Origin of the sequence: Pseudomonas azotoformans, from assembly GCF_001579805.1 — a bacterium.
In the GTDB taxonomy this organism is placed as follows: Bacteria; Pseudomonadota; Gammaproteobacteria; order Pseudomonadales; family Pseudomonadaceae; genus Aquipseudomonas; species Aquipseudomonas azotoformans_A.
The window spans coordinates 37247-53426 of the sequence record NZ_CP014546.1 but is presented as its reverse complement, the minus strand read 5'-3'; the positions used below and the strand labels follow the sequence as shown (position 1 = coordinate 53426).

Here is a 16180-nt window from a genome sequence, read left to right as displayed (position 1 = left end):
CTCCTTCGGCCATTCAGCGGCGCTCATTGAGCGCCGTTTTCTTTAAGCCCTAGCCGACCAACAGGGGCGCCTTACGAAACTGCTGATCGTAGGTCAGCGCGGCTCTTTGTTCCTATGCAGTGAAACAATCAGCGGACAGGAAACAGTCCCGTGGCTCGCACAACAGTCGTGAACCAGTTGCTCCAAAACTGACTCGATCCGCTTCAAATCCGCAAGTTTCCCACGCACATCCACGAGCTTCTGCTCGGCGAGCACACGCGCTTCATCGCAGTGAGCGCCGTCATCCAGCCTCAATAGCCCGGCCACTTCTTCGAGGCTAAAGCCTAGCCGTTGCGCGGATTTTACGAATTTCACCCGTGAGACATCCGCCTCGCCGTAGCGGCGAATGCTGCCATAGGGCTTGTCTGGTTCGGGCAACAGTTCCTTGCGTTGATAGAACCGGATGGTTTCCACGTTGACCCCGGCCGCCTTGGCGAAAGCGCCGATGGTCAGGCTTCCCGCAGTGTTATCCATGGTACTTGACTCCGTACTTGACTACGGGACTAACCTTAACCCATCGCTCAAATGCTCGAAAGGAGAAATGCATGTCTGAACCATCAAACGGGCGCGCCCCTCTTGTCGCTGGAGGGCTTGCAGCGATTCTCGCCTCGGCTTGCTGTCTTGGGCCGTTGGTTCTGATTGCCCTGGGATTCAGCGGGGCCTGGATCGGCAACCTGACCGTGCTGGAACCTTACCGCCCGATCTTTATCGGCGGGGCGTTGATCGCGCTGTTTTTTGCCTACCGGCGCATTTTTCGACCACTACAAGTTTGTAAGCCGGGCGAGGCCTGCGCCATCCCTCAGGTACGCACCACCTACAAGCTGTTGTTCTGGCTGGTAGCGGCCTTGGTGCTGGTCGCGCTCGGCTTCCCCTACATCCTTCCCTTGTTCTACTGATCAGGAGTTCGCCATGAAAAAACTGCTCGCATCCATCGCCCTTGCCACCCTGGTTGTCACGCCTGTCTGGGCAGCCATGCAGACCATCACTCTGGCGGTGCCGGGCATGACCTGCGCCGCCTGCCCGATCACGGTGAAGAAGGCGCTGACCAAGGTCGATGGCGTGACCAAGGCTGAGGTGAGTTTCGAGAAACGCGAGGCCATCGTCACCTTCGACGACGCCAAGACCACTGCCCCGGCGCTGACCAAGGCGACCGAGGACGCCGGCTATCCGTCCAGCGTCAAGCAATAGGAGGGAGTTCCGATGGCAAATCCTCTCAATCTGTTCACTCGGATCGGTGACAAAGCCGGGTCCGTTGGCGTGCTGATTTCTGCAATAGGCTGCGCTATGTGCTTTCCCGCCCTTGCTAGTCTGGGGGCCGCGATCGGTCTGGGTTTTTTGAGCCAGTGGGAAGGCCTGTTCATCACCACGCTGCTGCCCCTGTTTGCTGGACTGGCTCTGCTCGTTAATGCCCTTGGCTGGCTCAATCATCGGCAATGGCGACGGACTGTGCTCGGCCTGATCGGTCCTACCTTGGTGCTGGCAGCGGTATTTTTTATGCGGGCTTACGGCTGGCGGAGCGGCTGGTTGCTCTATATCGGCCTGGCCCTCATGTTTGGGGTGTCGATATGGGATTTGGTGTCGCCCGCCAACCGCCGTTGCGGGCCGGATTCCTGTCCGACGCCGCCAAACCAGTGAACCTGACAAGAGACGATCTAATGAGTAACGTTATGACCGAACTAAAAATCATTGGCATGACCTGCGCCTCCTGTGTCGAGCATGTGAAAGATGCGTTGGAGAAGATTCCGGGCGTGCATCAGGCGGATGTTTCCTACGCCAGCGGGCAGGCGGAATTGAAGGCCGACGAGGGCGTAAGCCGAGAGCAAATGCAGGCCGCCGTCGAGGCTCTGGGGTATCGAGCGGCGTTCGAAGACGCCACGGCACCAGTCCGTCCCGGCCTGCTCGACAAGGCACGGGGCTGGCTGAGCGGTAGCACTGACGCCGGGAAAGAGGGTGACAGGCTCCACGTCGCGGTCATCGGCAGCGGTGGCGCCGCCATGGCGGCCGCGCTCAAGGCGGTGGAAGGCGGTGCGCGCGTCACCCTGATCGAGCGCGGCATCATCGGCGGCACCTGCGTTAACGTTGGCTGCGTGCCCTCCAAGATCATGATTCGCGCCGCGCATGTGGCTCATCTGCGCCGCGAAAGTCCGTTCGATACTGGATTGTCCGCCACAACGCCGACGGTCCTGCGCGAGCGGTTGCTCGCCCAGCAACAGGGTCGTGTCGACGAACTGCGCCACGCCAAGTACGAAAGCATCCTGGAGAGCACGCCGGCCATCAGCGTGCTGCGCGGCACCGCCCGTTTCCAGGACGGCCACACGCTCAGCGTGGAACTGGTCGAGGGTGGCGAGCGCATCGTAGCCTTCGACCGCTGCCTGGTCGCCACCGGCGCAAGCGCGGCCATTCCGCCGATTCCAGGGCTGAAAGACACGCCGTATTGGACCTCAGACCAGGCATTAGCGAGCGACACAATCCCTAAGCGGCTCGCCGTGATCGGCGCCTCCGTAGTGGCGGTGGAACTGGCGCAGGCCTTCGCCCGGCTGGGTAGCGAGGTCACGATCCTGGCACGCAGTGCGATGTTCTTCCGCGAAGACCCGGCCATCGGCGCGGCGGTGACGGAGGCCTTCCGCATGGAGGGCATCGAAGTGCTGGAGCAAACGCAAGCCAGCCAAGTGTCCCACGCCAACGGGGAGTTCGTACTGACCACCAACCATGGTGAGTTACGTGCCGACCAACTGCTCATTGCCACCGGGCGCTTGCCGAACACCCAGGGCCTGAATCTGGACGGCGCCGGCGTGAAGCTGGACGAGCGCGGTGGTATCCAGATCGACCAGGGCATGCGTACCAGCGCAGCGGATATCTATGCGGCCGGCGACTGCACCGACCAACCGCAGTTTGTGTACGTCGCAGCTGCTGCAGGCACCCGCGCGGCAATCAACATGACCGGCGGCGAGGCGACGCTCAATCTCGATGCCATGCCAGCCGTGGTGTTCACCGATCCCCAAGTGGCCACCGTCGGCTACAGCGAAGCCGAAGCGCACCACGCCGGGATCGAAACCGACAGCCGTACCTTGACCCTGGACAACGTGCCGCGCGCGTTGGCCAACTTCGACACGCGGGGTTTCATCAAATTGGTCGCCGAAGCGGGTTCCGGCCGATTGCTCGGCGTGCAGGCGGTGACTGCCGAAGCGGGTGAACTGATCCAGACGGCGGTGCTCGCCATCCGCAACCGTATGACCGTGCAGGAACTGGCTGACCAGTTGTTCCCCTACCTGACGATGGTCGAGGGGCTGAAGCTCGCCGCACAGACCTTTAACAAGGACGTCAAACAGTTGTCCTGCTGCGCTGGGTAATGAGAGAGGGAGGTTGAAACATGAGCAACATGGCAGACGATCTCGGTAGGTGCGACAGCCTACGCAAGACATGGCAGGTGATCAGCATCTGGGGGCTGCCTGCCGTCGTGTCCAGGCTGCTACTGGCTCTGGGGGCTACACCGTTGCTCCTCTGGCTACCTGAGCGCCTGGCTGGAAGGAAATATCTGAGCGCCCCAGTTTACGGTGAAGATCGGGAGTGTCGGTGATGAATGCCTACTCCATATCCAGATTGGCCGAGGACGCGGGCGTCAGTGTCCATATAGTCCGCGATTATGTGCTGCGCGGCTTGCTGCATCCCGCGCGGCGCACGGAAAGCGGTTACGGCATTTTCGATGAGCGGTCCCTGGCGCGGCTGTGCTTCGTGCGTGCCGCCTTCGAGTCCGGTATCGGGCTCGACGATTTGGCGCGGCTCTGTCGAGCGCTCGATGCAGACGATAGTACCGATGTGATCGGGTGTATCGACCGCTTGCTTGGGCAAATCGCGACACGGCTGGCAGTTTTAGCCGCAGTGAAAACGGAGTTGGCCGGGCTGACCCATCGCGCCGTCGAAGGTCACGCCCATGCGTAATACCAACCAATCCGAATCAATCAAGATGCCCCGCTGGCGCGCCTACACGTGGGGTGTGCTCGCCGCGCTCACTTGCCCCTGCCATTTGCCGGTGTTGGCATTGCTGCTTTCGGGGACTGCGGCCGGGGCCTTCGTCAGCGAACATTGGAGCCTCGCTGCGCTCGCACTGGCGGTTGTCTTCATCCTCTTCCTGAGAGCAGCACTACGGGCCTTTCGAGTGCGGCAGTGACCATCTCAGACACTGCGCAGTCTCCACTGCCGAGTTGCGGCAGACTTGGGAGCGTTGGGAATTTCTGCTGCACTACCAGCCGCAGATCGATCTGCGCACAGGTTCGATCACAGGTGCGGAAGGGTTACTAGGTTTTCTTGGACGATGGAGGAACCCCATCGTGAACGCAAACGACACCCCCACTATCAGTTGCTGCGAATGTTGCAAGGAAATTTCCCTTGACGCCGCGCTTACGCCGGAAGGTACCGAGTACGTCGTGCACTTCTGTGGCCTGGAGTGCTATCAGCGTTTCATGTCTCGCGCGGATAGGAGAGCGGCATCCGAGCCTGATCACCCCTGTACACCAAAGGTCAGTACCCGTCACGACGACTAATTTTTGGCTCTGGAAAGTGGCTCTGGTTAATTGCAGAAAGCGTGAGCCCATTGAAATTAAATGCAAGTTCGCTCGTAGCTAATGTGAGCCCGAGGGCTTCGTCAGTCGCAGTTAATTTGAGCTAGAAATGGTATAGATTGCGAGCCCGGCCGATTTCAAACGCGAGCCGTTACACCAATCTGACGATGGTCGAGGGCCTGAAGCTCGCCGCGCAAACCTTCACCAAGGATGTGACACAGCGATCCTGCTGCGCCGGATAAACAGCAATGAAATAGGACAGGAACCATGGAAACCACGCTGTACATCACCAAAATTGTTGAAAGCCTCTCTTCTGCCAATAGCACAGATGATTTCGCGGACCTCTTCGTTGCTCTTCTTCGCCAGATTGCCTTGGGAAGTCCAGTTTCACGAGAGACGCTTGGAGCCGCGCTCGGTTGGTCTACCGAAAGAGTCGCGGCGGCACTTGACCAGATACCCGGCACCGAGAACGACGAGGAGGAGAACATCGTCGGCTATGGCTTAACGCTGCGCAAGACGTCTCATGCCTTTGAAATCGATGGCCGACGCCTCTACACCTGGTGTGCATTGGACACCCTAATGTTCCCCGTGATAATCGGCAAGGAGGCGCGCGTGCTTTCGCGCTGCCCCGCGACAGGAGCGCCAGTGTCGCTCAACGTGACACCGAATCAAGTCAGTCATATTGAGCCTGCGGAAGCAGTGGTATCGCTGCTGCTGCCAGATGAATCGTCCGACATCCGCCGCTCCTTTTGCTGCCATGTGCATTTTTTCGCCTCTGCCGCTGTGGCCGACAAGTGGATGTCGCAACACGGCGAGACGGCGATTGTTGTTAGTGTTGAGGAAGCGTTTCGTCTGGGGCACGCGATCGGTTGCAAATTGTTAGGTCCTGCCGGACCAGCCCCATCGTGAATGCCTACTCGTGGTCATGTCGGATGCAAACGCCTGGTCAAATGGAGTGCAAATGGGTGGTCACGTCGATGCAATTACACACCTGATCCAACAGGTATTAGATGGAGAACCATTGCCCTTTATTGTCGGCGGACTCTCGAACGACCCACGTCTGTATCAGGCCAGCGAACCTTTTGTACAGGCAATGGATCATCCGCTCGACGCTCTGTAGGAACAGGACGCATTGTTTGATCTGGCAACGGCACTGCGTGCGGTTGCTGGTAAACCTCACGAGCGCAAGCGTCTGGATTATCAAGCGGCCGAGCGCGCAAGGGAATTCATTATGGCTCATTTTCACCTGGGCATTACGCTGGAGATGCTTGAGCATGCCAGCGGCCGCGAAAGGTGGAGTCTTTCCCGAGACTTCAGGGTTCTGTATGGCGCTAGCCACTATCGGTTCGTGACCTTGCGCCGCCTGGACCTGTCCCGCGCACTGGTGCTTGACCGATTCACGCTGGTGGATGCCGCTCTGGCGGCATGGTTCCATGACCAGAGTCACATGACCCCACACTTCACCCGCTGTTCTTCTGGGCGTTGATAAGCCACTTAGATTGGCAGAGGGTTTGGGTGAACGGCCGGCCTGTTCAAGCTGAACTCAGACTAAGATGACCGTCCGCTTTGGGTCCAGGCTGTGTGAAAACGCCAGTGATTGTCTAACCTTCTGATCGTCTAGATCGTATCGGGGGCGATCATGAAGCGATTTATTGAAGGTGAGGCTCGGACGCAAGTGACACTGCTGCCAGAGTGTCTGGACGATTACGTAGCCGAAGAAAATCCAGTGCGTGTGGTCGATGTTTTCGTCGATGAACTCGACCTGGGCGCACTTGGTTTTGAGGGCGTCGATCCTGCCACAACTGGTCGTCCGGCCTACCACCCAGCGGTCTTGCTGAAGATCTATATCTATGGCTACCTCAACCGGATTCAGTCCAGCCGCCGGCTTGAGCGTGAGGCCGAGCGTAACGTCGAGTTGATGTGGCTGACGGGGCGTTTGGCTCCGGACTTCAAAACCATTGCCGACTTTCGCAAAGACAACGGCAAAGCCATTCGCAGCGTATGCCGCCAGTTCGTGGTGCTTTGCCGCAACCTCAATCTCTTCTCTCAGTCGATCATTGCCATCGACGGCAGCAAATTCAAAGCCGTCAATAATCGCGACCGCAACTTCACTCAGGGCAAGGTGAAGGCACGCATGCAGCAGGTCGAGCAGAGCATTGATCGATATCTGGCAGCGATGGATTCGGCGGATCGGGCAACGCCCGAAGTGGCCGAGGCCAAAGCAGAGCGGCTTAAAGAAAAGATAGAAACACTGAAAAAGCAGATGCAGAAACTCAAGGAAATCGAGACGCAGCTCCACGAAAGTCCAGACCAGCAGATCTCCCTCACAGACCCAGATGCACGCTCAATGGCCACGAGCGGCCGAGGCACCGGAACGGTTGGCTACAACGTACAAACAGCTGTCGACGACAAACACCATCTGATCGTTGCCCATGAGGTGACCAACGTTGGTAATGATCGTGGGCAACTGAGCAATATGGCGAACCAAGCGCGTGAAGAAATCGAGGCTGAATCGCTAACGGTGGTGGCCGACCGAGGCTATTACAAAGGTCTGGAAATCCTTGCTTGCGAGCAAGCCGGCATCACTACCTTCGTACCGAAACCCCTCACATCTGGCAGCAAAGCCGAAGGCCGATTTGGTAAGCAGGACTTCATCTACCTTGCTGCATCGGACGAGTATCGATGCCCAGCGGGGCAGCTACTAACCAGGCGGCATTCGTCGATGGAAGACGGCATGTTATTGCATTGTTACTACTTCTCGGGCTGCCAGTCCTGCTCAATGCAAAAACAATGTACGACGGGTAAGGAGCGCCGTGTGAAGCGCTGGGAACATGAGGCGGTAATCGACGCGATGCAGGTTCGGCTGGAACATGACCCGGGGAAGATGAAGGTTCGCCGCCAGACTGTTGAGCATCCTTTTGGAACGCTCAAATATTGGATGGGAGCCACCCACTTCCTGACCAAAACACTTCCGCGGGTAAGTACCGAAATGAGTCTTCATGTACTCGCCTACAACCTCAAACGAATGATGAGCATCTTCGGCATCGTAGGACTGCTTGAGGCGATCAGGGCGTAAATCCAGCCACTTGGCTCGCCAGTTAGTAGCCGTTTGGGCCGCTGACGCGGCCCAAACGGCATTACGAACGTCTATGTAGCTGACTAAGGTAATTCGCGCTTCCGCTCACTGATTCCACAGGCAACCCTCGCGACTCTCAGTTTTCGACGTCTTTAGCGCGTTTTCACACAGCCTGGGTCGGATGCAGCCCTTCACGACAGGCAGAAATCGGCCAAAAGAAGCCCTTCCTGAGGGCTTCTCCAATGCCGGCGCACTTACACCAACCAGACGCTGGCTACAAGCATTGCCTTCATGGACTAGCTAGATGTTCCGCCGCTTATGTTCAGGAGTTAACGCACGTATTGCCTCCAGCTCCTTCTCTTCTGTAATGCAGTGACGAACCGCCATGTTCAGCAGGGTAAAAAGCGCTAGCGCGACCTCTGGGCTGTCATTGAGATTGACAGTTCCTGGATGTACCGACTCATTTCCGAAGATACGAATGGTATCGAACGCCTTCAACAGTCGGCTGGGCAATCCCAACTCTACAAGCTCACCAATTTGATTGTGGATTTTGCCTGGTTTGCCTAGAAGCTCCTCACAAAGCTTTTGCACACACAATCGCAGCAGAGCAGCCGCAGCGCGAGGAGAGTGGCTGAAAACCAATCTAGCTTCTTCATAATCCGCTTTGATCCCCTCAGGCATATCATCTTCTGCCTTGGGTGCGACGCACTCCAAAGGGAAAATCAGTTTTATCCTGCTTCCTAGATGCCCTTCCATAGGCATTCCAGGCTTGAGGCCATTCCTGCCACCACCTTCATCAGTGATCCAAATACTGGGATCTTTGCAAGCGGAACAGAACGAAAAGGATACAGAGGCGTACTCATTGCTGTTCAAGAGCAAGTCGCTCCATTTCATGCCGGCGAATGCACCACAGCGCGGGCAATTGAAGCTTTCCGTTCTATAGCCTGGCGTACCGTCGACTTTGCTCATTTATACCAATCCATCATCCTGTTGTTTTCGATAATCTAACCGGATTGGTCTTTAAACTCGATTAAAAGCCATAGTCCGCTGATTATCCCACCTCCCATGCACCAGGCAGGAGCGCTGATGGGTTTTCGCTTAGTGGCTAGTCGCGGGTCGTGTACACCCAGGCGACTAGCTGCATACGAGCTGTCCTCTCAAAGCTTTCTGGGCCCATGCGGATCCAACGAAATTATGTTGGACGCAGGCAACTGCCGCTCAAGTTCAGCGATACGGTCATACAGCTCAATGATTTTCGCATCCGCTTCGCTCAATAAGCTTGCGAGTTGGTCGCGCTGCCGGGCAACTTGCTCAATCCGATCACGCAGGGCGCGGCTTTTCTGCCGGGCGAGAAGATTTACCTTGTTCAACGAAGGAGGTCGCTCCTCCGCATGTTGTTCCACGTAGGTTTTTATCTCTGCGATGAGACTCGGGAAACGAGATTTCTTAAGCGCCGACGGATCGCTCCCGGCCTCTTTGGCCACGTTGTTCTGAGTGACTGGTGTCCCCTTTGGTAGAAGCTGTGGCCTATTGCGTTTCAGGCGCTCAAAAGCATCACGATATTGATCAGCCGCGCTGCGGCGAGCAGGGAGTTCAACGTCCATTTGCGCTCCCTACGACACGACGGAAGCTCTCTACGCTTCGCTGTTGAGCCATCAACGATTCCATTAGCGGACTCCCATTCTGAGCAGTCGCAAGCCGCTCTTTGAGTACATGTTCAAGATCATCTACCGTGCCCAATCGTTCTGAGTCATACAGCACATCAGGGCAAGGTTTTGCACCCACTGAATCACCGCCCCCGCAATGGGCAATGTTGTCAATTCCGCCGTACGGACAAGGTTCCCGACTCGAACAAACGCCAAGAATGATCGGGCGACAGGCCACAGCGCCTTTCTTGGCCAAACCAATCATCTTCTTCGCATCTTCTGGCGAAATCAGCCGAACGATCTCGGCCTTTCGTTTGTCTCCATGTGGACTGACAAAACGCTCACTCGTAAGCTGCTGTAACTCTCTTCCAAGCGTCTCGTACATTGTGCGAACGTACAGGGTGTGAGCCTTCTCCTCTAGACGCACCCGCGAGTGATTTTGTCCGTAGTAAAGGCTCATTGATCGAGTGACGTGCTTGAGCTGGTACTGAAGCGAAGCATCACTTACGAGCCCGGAAGCTTGCATGTTCACTGCCCCAGTTCTACGCAACTGATGCCACGCCAACGGCCATACAGCGCCCACTTGATACTCCTCCGGCAGTGTAGGGGTAGCTAGCCGGGCCAATTTCAAATCCTCAGGCGTGATACGCAAACGCTCTAAATCAAAGAGCTTGTCGAACTGCCCCAAAAGATCGGAATATGGCGGAATGCTCGGTCTCAGTGAGTGATCATCTTTTTTGCGCACTGGGCTCCACGGCTCGTTATAAGAATCACTCAAATAACGCCCAGCAAGACCATTCGCTTCTGAGTGAGACGCGTGTAATGAGCGGAACAGGGAGATCACCTCCATCGCCCTCACGGCGACCTCCACAGAGGGGGATGTGACCCACAGGGCGTCGCTATCAGACAGCGTTTTTGTAGTCTGTCCACGTAACAAAAAAATGTCGCCGAAACTCTTGTCGTGCTCGACGTCAAGGCATCCGGCTCGAAGATTCCAGGCTTCTTCGACCCGCATAAGACTGAAGTTAAGGATGTAAGCTAATCCCGCGCGGTTGACCAGTTTCAGATAGCTAGTCAACGCTTTTACTTGTAGGTCGTCACTTCGACCCACCCAACGCTCAAGTAGCTCAAGGATGCCGAAGCGTTTCGCGGTATCTGCAAACGCGCCGAGAAAACGAAGCCCCGTTTTAGAGCCTGATAACTGCTTTTTATGGCCGCTAAAAGGCGGGGCGTTTACGCACGCCGTTCTCTCCGAAACCCTCTGGTTATGTTCGTAAGCCGCGAAACAGAACCGATAACAAGCTTCAACCTGTTCTCGATGGGATAGGAAGTCATCAAGGCACTCTCGCAGCCTAGTAACTTGATAGCGCCAAATACGTGGCGGGATGTACGGTGTTTGAGAGGTGTGGTGAGTGGGAAAAAGCGCAGCTAGACGGGTTAGAGAGCCTGAATCCAGCAACGTAAACCCTACGGCCTCTCTGGACGCGTAAAGCTCATGCATTAACGTCAGAAACTCGGTTTTTCTCGAGGTCTGAAGAAAGGCAGGGATCCGTTCGCATACGCGTGGAAAGTGGCTTAATTCGCTGGCAAGGATTCCTGCCTCTTCGCAAAGAACAAAGAGCCGTCGCATCTGATCGAAACGCGTTTTAAGGGATCTGTAGCCACGAGCGCCGTACGGCCCGTATAGCCACCAGCCAGTGATGATTCGAAGTAAATTTGCGTTCTTTGAGCTAATTGGCGCCGCTGATTTTTTAACTGGCCCATCACCAAAATTCAGCGTCAGTGCCTTCTTGGCCCATGGATCAAGCCTCCAAATTGGATCGCCCCAACGGCTTATTACTTTGCCCTGTGCATCAATTACGACCGGCCAATCAGGTGGCGGAGGCCAGCTCTCTGGACGGTAATTCGATGCCCCAGGAACGGCGAGAGGCGACTCGATAGAAAGCCCTAACGTCGTGAGCATATTCATAGGGAAGGCCCCTCTGTAACTTCCGCAAGCCGAATAAATCCGTCCCAAGCTGGGTGATAGTCCTCCTCAGCTATGCGAGCCAGTGCCTCTTCAACCCAAAGCCGACGCACCTCGCTACTTTCTTGAAAGAATCGTAACTTCGCACTCAGACGCTCGACCGCAAGCATCGCTGGATGGTGAGCCTCGTCAGATCTATCCGTGCAAGCTGGGCGGTATCTAGCCAGCTCCAAGCTCTTGAGCACTCGCAAACTACTCAGAGACCAGACGTGATCCTCGCTTTCAATATCCCGATGATTGACGCAGAAAAGGCAACCCGCTGCGTTAATACAATCGGGACCAGGAGCATTAGTCGGAGCATCCACGACCGATTCTGGTATCGGCGCCACACAAGTACCTGGAGCAGGTGAGCAAACGACGGGATCTGCTTGCCGGTGAAATCGAGTGATTTCAATCATCGCAATTTGCGGATTGGGCTCGGCGTACACACGAATCAAAGTTTCAGCGGTGTGCTGTGCGATTTCCGCCACCAGTTCGGGGCGTTGCGACTCACGTAACAGCCAATTGATACGCGCGCCCCGGAGCTTGCGAGGTCGAACGAATCGAACATTTGAAACGGTGCAGACGCGCGCAATAGCCGTGAACTGAGGAGCTTCTAAAGCGAGACGTCCCCCTGGACGGACAAGAGGGAAAAGAAGCCCCTCTAGATCGTCTGGAAACCACGTGTTTCGCCACTCAATGTAGCGTTCGAACCACTGCTTGTAGCTTGAGAAAACCTCAAACAGCACTTCACCCTGACGGCGATTTTTGTAAGACCTCACTTGGTAACCATCAAGATGACTCATGTAATGGTATTGGTCGATTCGAAGCTGATGCGCCTGCGATAAATTCATGCCGGTTTGTGCGATGAACATAAGCAGCTCGGCTTCGATTCGTAGATTCACCGCCGGGTATCGAGTGTTGATTGAAACGTCAGAATTCCGAAGTTCGCGGTTTCGAAGGATGTCCGCAATCTGGAATTTGGTTTGAGGTCGAATTCGTCGTGACGCTTCCTTCTCTGTATCGCGCAGGCCGCACCAGATAGGTAGCGTCGAACCCGACCGCAATTCCACTTGGATGGGAAGTGGCCCCGTCACTGCTTCATAGGTAAGGGCCGTACAGAGGTCGGCAATGAACTGCCCGAATGAAAAGCTCTCTTCTAAACTTTGCTTATTAGCGCCCCCATTACTGGCCCTTCCGTTGCCTCTAGGCTTGCGAATTCGGGTGCTGTACAGAAGCGTCGAGCTTCGGCGTAGAACTCGGTCGAGCATCGTCGCGGTTAAACTTGCCGTGTCGTATAACGATCCGGCAGTTAGGTATCCTTCCACGCGATGACGCTGTAGAAGATGTTCAGCCCACCCCAGGTATTCCTCCGCGACCGTATCAATGCTCAAAGGACGCTCACACTGATCCACCCACTGAAAAAACTTCCTCAACGCGCCAATCTTGTTATTTGCCGAAAAGCGGCTCCCCCCGCCGACAAGGTCGTCGGTCAAACAGTCATGGAGCTCCTTCACAAGCTCTACCCGCTCCAGCAAAGGATCACCTAAAGCACCTGATGTGATTTTACTGCGTACAGTCTTCACCTTTGCCTTAGCACCACCGCTGTATAAAAGTGGTGCCAGATCCCAGGGCGTCTCATTTTTCGCGTACTCAAGCACTGGAAACGTTAGGTCTGAAAACGTCAGATTATTCATTGTTTGCTCCCTGCATCGAAGCAATCCCTGTAAACGCAGCCATGAAGCTGTTCGCAATGGCCTGCTTAGCGGGTGCGGCCTGCACAAATTTGATGTATTTGAAGGTGGTAGCCTCCGAATTTGGCCCGTGAAGCAATGCATTGCTGACAGTCGCAATCACTATCGCCACATCAGTGCAATTTGCTAAAGCGAGCCTAGCTAGCTCAGTTCCAAAGGTGCATCGGGATTGGTGGAAGCGAAATTTCCTGAGCGCTTTGATGCCCGACGCGATACCTAATTTTCTAAGCGATGACATCTCAACGTTTATGGCCGAAGACTGATCACTGTTGCGACGTCCGAAAGGGTTTCCGAATCGTGTCAAGAACACTAAGTCTTGATGCTCGCCAGCAGCAGATGCCTCGCGAGTCAACCTGCGAAGACTCTTGGTGTACTCCAAGACTTCTGAACACAAAGCTTCGGGAATCCATACCTGGCCAGTTACTCCAAATTTGGTATGCACGGGTGGGGACGCACCTGGCCCTACGGATATCAGAAGCAGACCTTTAGCAGACGGATCATGTAAGGCACGCTCCAACGTATCAATACGAAGGTCACAGATCGTTCCCAGTCTCATACCCGTAAAGAAACCTAGAGCCAACATCAGATAAAGCTCGGGTGAGGCGTTCTGTTTTGCGAAATCAAGAATGGCGTCTCGATCAGCCGCAGACACAGGAAGTAGCCCACCTTCCAAAGTGCCCCCAATGCGTTTTCGGTTTGGAATACCCAGATCGGTGGTGGTGCCAGCTAGCGTTCGCTCGAAGCCCACCTGGTCAAAGAATTTGATGAAATAGCGCATGTCCTTCCACAGCGGCAATAGCGGGTTTAGAAGGCCGCGCCTCCTAACCCACCTGTAGAAACTGATGCAGTTACGCATGTACTCGGAAGCCGTGGCAGGACTGATATGACCAGCATCACGAGCCTTGATAAGCGCCCCACGGTACTGAACAAGACATCGATCAGCCTTTCGAGACGGAAACTCAAACCACTGAAGCCTGCGACTCTCCAAAAACTTCGCGTAGTTCAACAGCCCGTTCAGGTTGCTAGAAACGGTCTTAAGGAGTGCCTCACCATTGGTGACTCTCTCCATAGCCCAGAGATTGGCCTCTCTCCATGGCAAACCGTCCTCCCAGAATATTTGTGGTAGCCCTTCGATTACTACGCGGGAGCTATTCGACGAGTAGGTAACTAGGCGGTCTTTGACAGAAAGGTCATGCGGACTGAAGTGAATGTGCTCAACGGTAGCCAAGGGATATCTCTGTAAAAACAAGCGTCAATGTCCATGGGTGCCCCATCTAACTTTGGGCGTCCACAGTATGCAACTTATTCTTATCGATGCTATACACCTCGACTGCCGGCACCATGGCCTCGATCAAGGTCATGACGCGCTCGCTCATGTCGCCGTACAGCGCGTAGTTCGACGAAAACGCAATGATGCCGTGCTGCTTGAGCTTGTGCCTTGATCTGGAAATACGGCTCGCCCATTTTGATGAAGGGCTTGGCGTCGTAACTGCGGGCAATGACGCAGCCGTCGTTGTTGCTCAACACCACGATCGGCACCTTGGCCAAGTCCGGCCGGAACACGCGCTCGCAGCTGGCGTAGAAGCTGTTGCAGTCGATCAGCGCGTAGACAGGGGCCTGCTTAGACATGGCTGCGCACTGTGCTGGTGATGACGCCCCAGATCGACAGCTCATCGCCTTCAAGGATGTACCGCGCAGGGTATTTCGGGTTTTCTGACAGCAGTATGACCTCGTTGCCGCGCTTGCACAGGCGCTTGCAGATAGGCTCATTGTTCAGCGCTGCGACGACTAGATGCCCGTGAACCGGTTCGATGGAGCGGTCAACGATCCCAATGTCACCCTCAAAGATTCCAGCACCCTGCATGCTGTCGCCAGTGATGGTGATCAGGTAGACATGGGGGGCGCGGATGTTCAGAACCTCGTCCAGTGAGATATGCCGCTCAATGTGGTCGGCTGCGGGCGAGGGGAAGCCAGCTGGGACCTGGAAGGAGCAGAAAGGCAATATCACGCCGCCTTCGGCGATGGGACCTAGAATGGAAAAGCTCATGGCGCTATCTTCTACAAGTGCTGTACGAATATACAGTTAACTTTGTGGGAGGCTTGCGGTCAATTTTTCTGTAGGGGATTTCGACAAATGGGTGGCTGTGGTTAGGCAACGGCCAGGGGCGTAGGAGAACTCAAGCATGTGTAGTCATTACGAAGGCGCCACGGCGGATCAGCTCGCAAGGGCATTTGGTGTCGTTCCGCCTGAACAGGGGGCGCTGGATCTTTGGCCAGGGTATTTGGGTAGTTTTGTCCGCAACGCCGATATGGCTGAAGAGCAAGATGAGGTAAAGCCGAGGTTGGAAATACTGAAAGGCACATTCGGGCTCATTCCTGGCTGGAGTAAAGACACCAAAATTGCGCGTCGGACGTACAACGCCCGCTCTGAAACGGTTGCGGAAAAGCCGTCGTTTCGTAATGCATGGCGGAAGGGGCAGCATTGCATCATCCCCGCACAGGCGATCTATGAGCCGGACTGGCGTTCAGGGAAATCCATTTCAACGCGAATCACGCGGGCTGATAGCGAGTTGATGGGGATCGCTGGGTTGTGGGAGTGCTGGAGCGATCCGACTGGGGATGTGGTGTTTAGCTATACGATGCTGACGGTGAATGCGAAAAATCATGAGCTCATGAGTAACTATCATCGGGCGGACGATGAGAAGCGGATGGTAGTAATTCTACCAAGGGGACTACATGCAGATTGGCTGAGTGCTTCTGCAGCCGAAAGCATGTGGTTTATGCGCAGATTTCCAGCAGACAGATTGGCAATTAGCTGAGTCTGGGAATGGCAGCTATCGGCCAAAAGCAGGCCGCTGGCGCGGTTCTGGTCTAGCCCGATAGTGAATGCTCACAGTATGCGACTGCATATCTAGAGCTATTTTGGCTTTTTGCTCGACCTATATCCGTTTATGCCCTCTATCATTTTCCGTGAACACCGCATAAGCACTGGTGGTAGGCTTCGCAAAGAACCTGCCGCCAACTCTCTCAGGATCGTTCGCGATTCGTCATCAATCCTGACAGAAAGTCCCATGACTGCCCCCATCCGCCGTGCAACATCC

17 protein-coding genes and 2 pseudogenes are annotated in these 16180 nt (G+C 55.5%); 11 read left to right on the top strand and 8 right to left on the bottom strand.

Translation table 11 applies throughout. From position 1 onward, the window contains the following. Window positions 1-93: 93 nt before the first annotated feature. Window positions 94-513, bottom strand: coding sequence for an Hg(II)-responsive transcriptional regulator (gene merR, locus AYR47_RS00285; protein WP_061433861.1), 420 nt, complete (start codon window positions 511-513; stop codon window positions 94-96). Between the two features lie 71 nt (window positions 514-584). Here merR and merT point away from each other — a divergent pair, with 71 nt between their 5' ends. The 10 genes and pseudogenes from merT (at window position 585) to AYR47_RS00235 (ending at window position 7674) form a co-directional block, all read left to right on the top strand. Then, a complete protein-coding gene (merT, locus tag AYR47_RS00280; protein WP_061433859.1) occupies window positions 585-935 on the top strand; it encodes a mercuric ion transporter MerT in 351 nt (116 codons plus the stop codon). Between the two features lie 13 nt (window positions 936-948). After that, complete coding sequence (gene merP / locus AYR47_RS00275) at window positions 949-1227, top strand: mercury resistance system periplasmic binding protein MerP (protein ID WP_061433858.1); 279 nt, start codon at window positions 949-951, stop codon at window positions 1225-1227. Window positions 1228-1239: 12 nt separating this feature from the next. Continuing rightward, window positions 1240-1674 (top strand): organomercurial transporter MerC, encoded by a 435-nt coding sequence (merC, locus tag AYR47_RS00270; RefSeq protein ID WP_061433857.1) that lies wholly within the window; start codon window positions 1240-1242, stop codon window positions 1672-1674. 32 nt (window positions 1675-1706) lie between these two features. After that, window positions 1707-3389: a mercury(II) reductase gene (merA, locus tag AYR47_RS00265; RefSeq protein WP_061433856.1), complete on the top strand. Its 1683-nt coding sequence runs from the start codon at window positions 1707-1709 to the stop codon at window positions 3387-3389. 226 nt (window positions 3390-3615) lie between these two features. Further along, the gene (merD, locus tag AYR47_RS00255; protein WP_061433854.1) at window positions 3616-3978 is read left to right on the top strand and encodes a mercuric resistance transcriptional repressor MerD; all 363 of its coding nucleotides are present in this window, start codon (window positions 3616-3618) and stop codon (window positions 3976-3978) included. Then, the gene (gene merE / locus AYR47_RS00250; RefSeq protein WP_052024660.1) at window positions 3971-4207 is read left to right on the top strand and encodes a broad-spectrum mercury transporter MerE; all 237 of its coding nucleotides are present in this window, start codon (window positions 3971-3973) and stop codon (window positions 4205-4207) included. Before merD ends, merE begins: the two co-directional genes overlap by 8 nt. Before the next feature lie 160 nt (window positions 4208-4367). After that, window positions 4368-4580, top strand: coding sequence for a DUF3330 domain-containing protein (locus AYR47_RS31665; protein ID WP_082781445.1), 213 nt, complete (start codon window positions 4368-4370; stop codon window positions 4578-4580). A 285-nt stretch (window positions 4581-4865) separates the two neighbouring features. Further along, window positions 4866-5507 (top strand): organomercurial lyase MerB, encoded by a 642-nt coding sequence (merB, locus tag AYR47_RS00245; RefSeq protein WP_061433852.1) that lies wholly within the window; start codon window positions 4866-4868, stop codon window positions 5505-5507. Between the two features lie 82 nt (window positions 5508-5589). Further along, window positions 5590-6084 (top strand): annotated as a pseudogene (locus AYR47_RS31660) (AraC family transcriptional regulator); the annotation flags it as partial. Between the two features lie 153 nt (window positions 6085-6237). Then, complete coding sequence (locus tag AYR47_RS00235; RefSeq protein ID WP_061433848.1) at window positions 6238-7674, top strand: IS1182 family transposase; 1437 nt, start codon at window positions 6238-6240, stop codon at window positions 7672-7674. Window positions 7675-7974: 300 nt separating this feature from the next. On the opposite strand, the gene AYR47_RS00230 is transcribed toward AYR47_RS00235, so the two are convergent. The 7 genes and pseudogenes from AYR47_RS00230 to AYR47_RS00200 form a co-directional block, all read right to left on the bottom strand. Beyond that, complete coding sequence (locus AYR47_RS00230) at window positions 7975-8643, bottom strand: DUF4145 domain-containing protein (RefSeq protein WP_082781444.1); 669 nt, start codon at window positions 8641-8643, stop codon at window positions 7975-7977. Window positions 8644-8831: 188 nt separating this feature from the next. Next, window positions 8832-9278: a hypothetical protein gene (locus tag AYR47_RS00225; protein ID WP_061433845.1), complete on the bottom strand. Its 447-nt coding sequence runs from the start codon at window positions 9276-9278 to the stop codon at window positions 8832-8834. Continuing rightward, window positions 9268-11289: a hypothetical protein gene (locus AYR47_RS32850; protein ID WP_061433843.1), complete on the bottom strand. Its 2022-nt coding sequence runs from the start codon at window positions 11287-11289 to the stop codon at window positions 9268-9270. The genes AYR47_RS00225 and AYR47_RS32850 overlap by 11 nt, the downstream gene beginning before the upstream one ends. Next, window positions 11286-13022, bottom strand: a complete 1737-nt coding sequence (locus tag AYR47_RS00215) for a hypothetical protein (RefSeq protein ID WP_061433837.1) — start codon at window positions 13020-13022, stop codon at window positions 11286-11288. The genes AYR47_RS32850 and AYR47_RS00215 overlap by 4 nt, the downstream gene beginning before the upstream one ends. After that, window positions 13015-14328: a site-specific integrase gene (locus AYR47_RS33210; protein ID WP_061433835.1), complete on the bottom strand. Its 1314-nt coding sequence runs from the start codon at window positions 14326-14328 to the stop codon at window positions 13015-13017. Before AYR47_RS33210 ends, AYR47_RS00215 begins: the two co-directional genes overlap by 8 nt. 58 nt (window positions 14329-14386) lie before the next feature. Then, window positions 14387-14708, bottom strand: a pseudogene (locus AYR47_RS00205) (Y-family DNA polymerase); the annotation flags it as partial. Next, window positions 14701-15126: a LexA family protein gene (locus AYR47_RS00200; RefSeq protein ID WP_061433831.1), complete on the bottom strand. Its 426-nt coding sequence runs from the start codon at window positions 15124-15126 to the stop codon at window positions 14701-14703. The gene AYR47_RS00200 and the pseudogene AYR47_RS00205, both read right to left, overlap by 8 nt. A gap of 136 nt (window positions 15127-15262) precedes the next feature. Here AYR47_RS00200 and AYR47_RS00195 point away from each other — a divergent pair, with 136 nt between their 5' ends. After that, the gene (locus tag AYR47_RS00195; protein ID WP_061433829.1) at window positions 15263-15898 is read left to right on the top strand and encodes an SOS response-associated peptidase; all 636 of its coding nucleotides are present in this window, start codon (window positions 15263-15265) and stop codon (window positions 15896-15898) included. Window positions 15899-16180: the final 282 nt, after the last annotated feature.

Bases quoted from the DNA above. Each gene is read 5' to 3' on its own strand.
- merR (WP_061433861.1), bottom strand. From the start codon at position 513: ATGGATAACACTGCGGGAAGCCTGACCATCGGCGCTTTCGCCAAGGCG.
- merT (WP_061433859.1), top strand. From the start codon at position 585: ATGTCTGAACCATCAAACGGGCGCGCCCCTCTTGTCGCTGGAGGGCTT.
- merP (WP_061433858.1), top strand. From the start codon at position 949: ATGAAAAAACTGCTCGCATCCATCGCCCTTGCCACCCTGGTTGTCACG.
- merC (WP_061433857.1), top strand. From the start codon at position 1,240: ATGGCAAATCCTCTCAATCTGTTCACTCGGATCGGTGACAAAGCCGGG.
- merA (WP_061433856.1), top strand. From the start codon at position 1,707: ATGACCGAACTAAAAATCATTGGCATGACCTGCGCCTCCTGTGTCGAG.
- merD (WP_061433854.1), top strand. From the start codon at position 3,616: ATGAATGCCTACTCCATATCCAGATTGGCCGAGGACGCGGGCGTCAGT.
- merE (WP_052024660.1), top strand. From the start codon at position 3,971: ATGCGTAATACCAACCAATCCGAATCAATCAAGATGCCCCGCTGGCGC.
- merB (WP_061433852.1), top strand. From the start codon at position 4,866: ATGGAAACCACGCTGTACATCACCAAAATTGTTGAAAGCCTCTCTTCT.
- AYR47_RS00235 (WP_061433848.1), top strand. From the start codon at position 6,238: ATGAAGCGATTTATTGAAGGTGAGGCTCGGACGCAAGTGACACTGCTG.
- AYR47_RS00230 (WP_082781444.1), bottom strand. From the start codon at position 8,643: ATGAGCAAAGTCGACGGTACGCCAGGCTATAGAACGGAAAGCTTCAAT.
- AYR47_RS00225 (WP_061433845.1), bottom strand. From the start codon at position 9,278: ATGGACGTTGAACTCCCTGCTCGCCGCAGCGCGGCTGATCAATATCGT.
- AYR47_RS32850 (WP_061433843.1), bottom strand. From the start codon at position 11,289: ATGAATATGCTCACGACGTTAGGGCTTTCTATCGAGTCGCCTCTCGCC.
- AYR47_RS00215 (WP_061433837.1), bottom strand. From the start codon at position 13,022: ATGAATAATCTGACGTTTTCAGACCTAACGTTTCCAGTGCTTGAGTAC.
- AYR47_RS00200 (WP_061433831.1), bottom strand. From the start codon at position 15,126: ATGAGCTTTTCCATTCTAGGTCCCATCGCCGAAGGCGGCGTGATATTG.
- AYR47_RS00195 (WP_061433829.1), top strand. From the start codon at position 15,263: ATGTGTAGTCATTACGAAGGCGCCACGGCGGATCAGCTCGCAAGGGCA.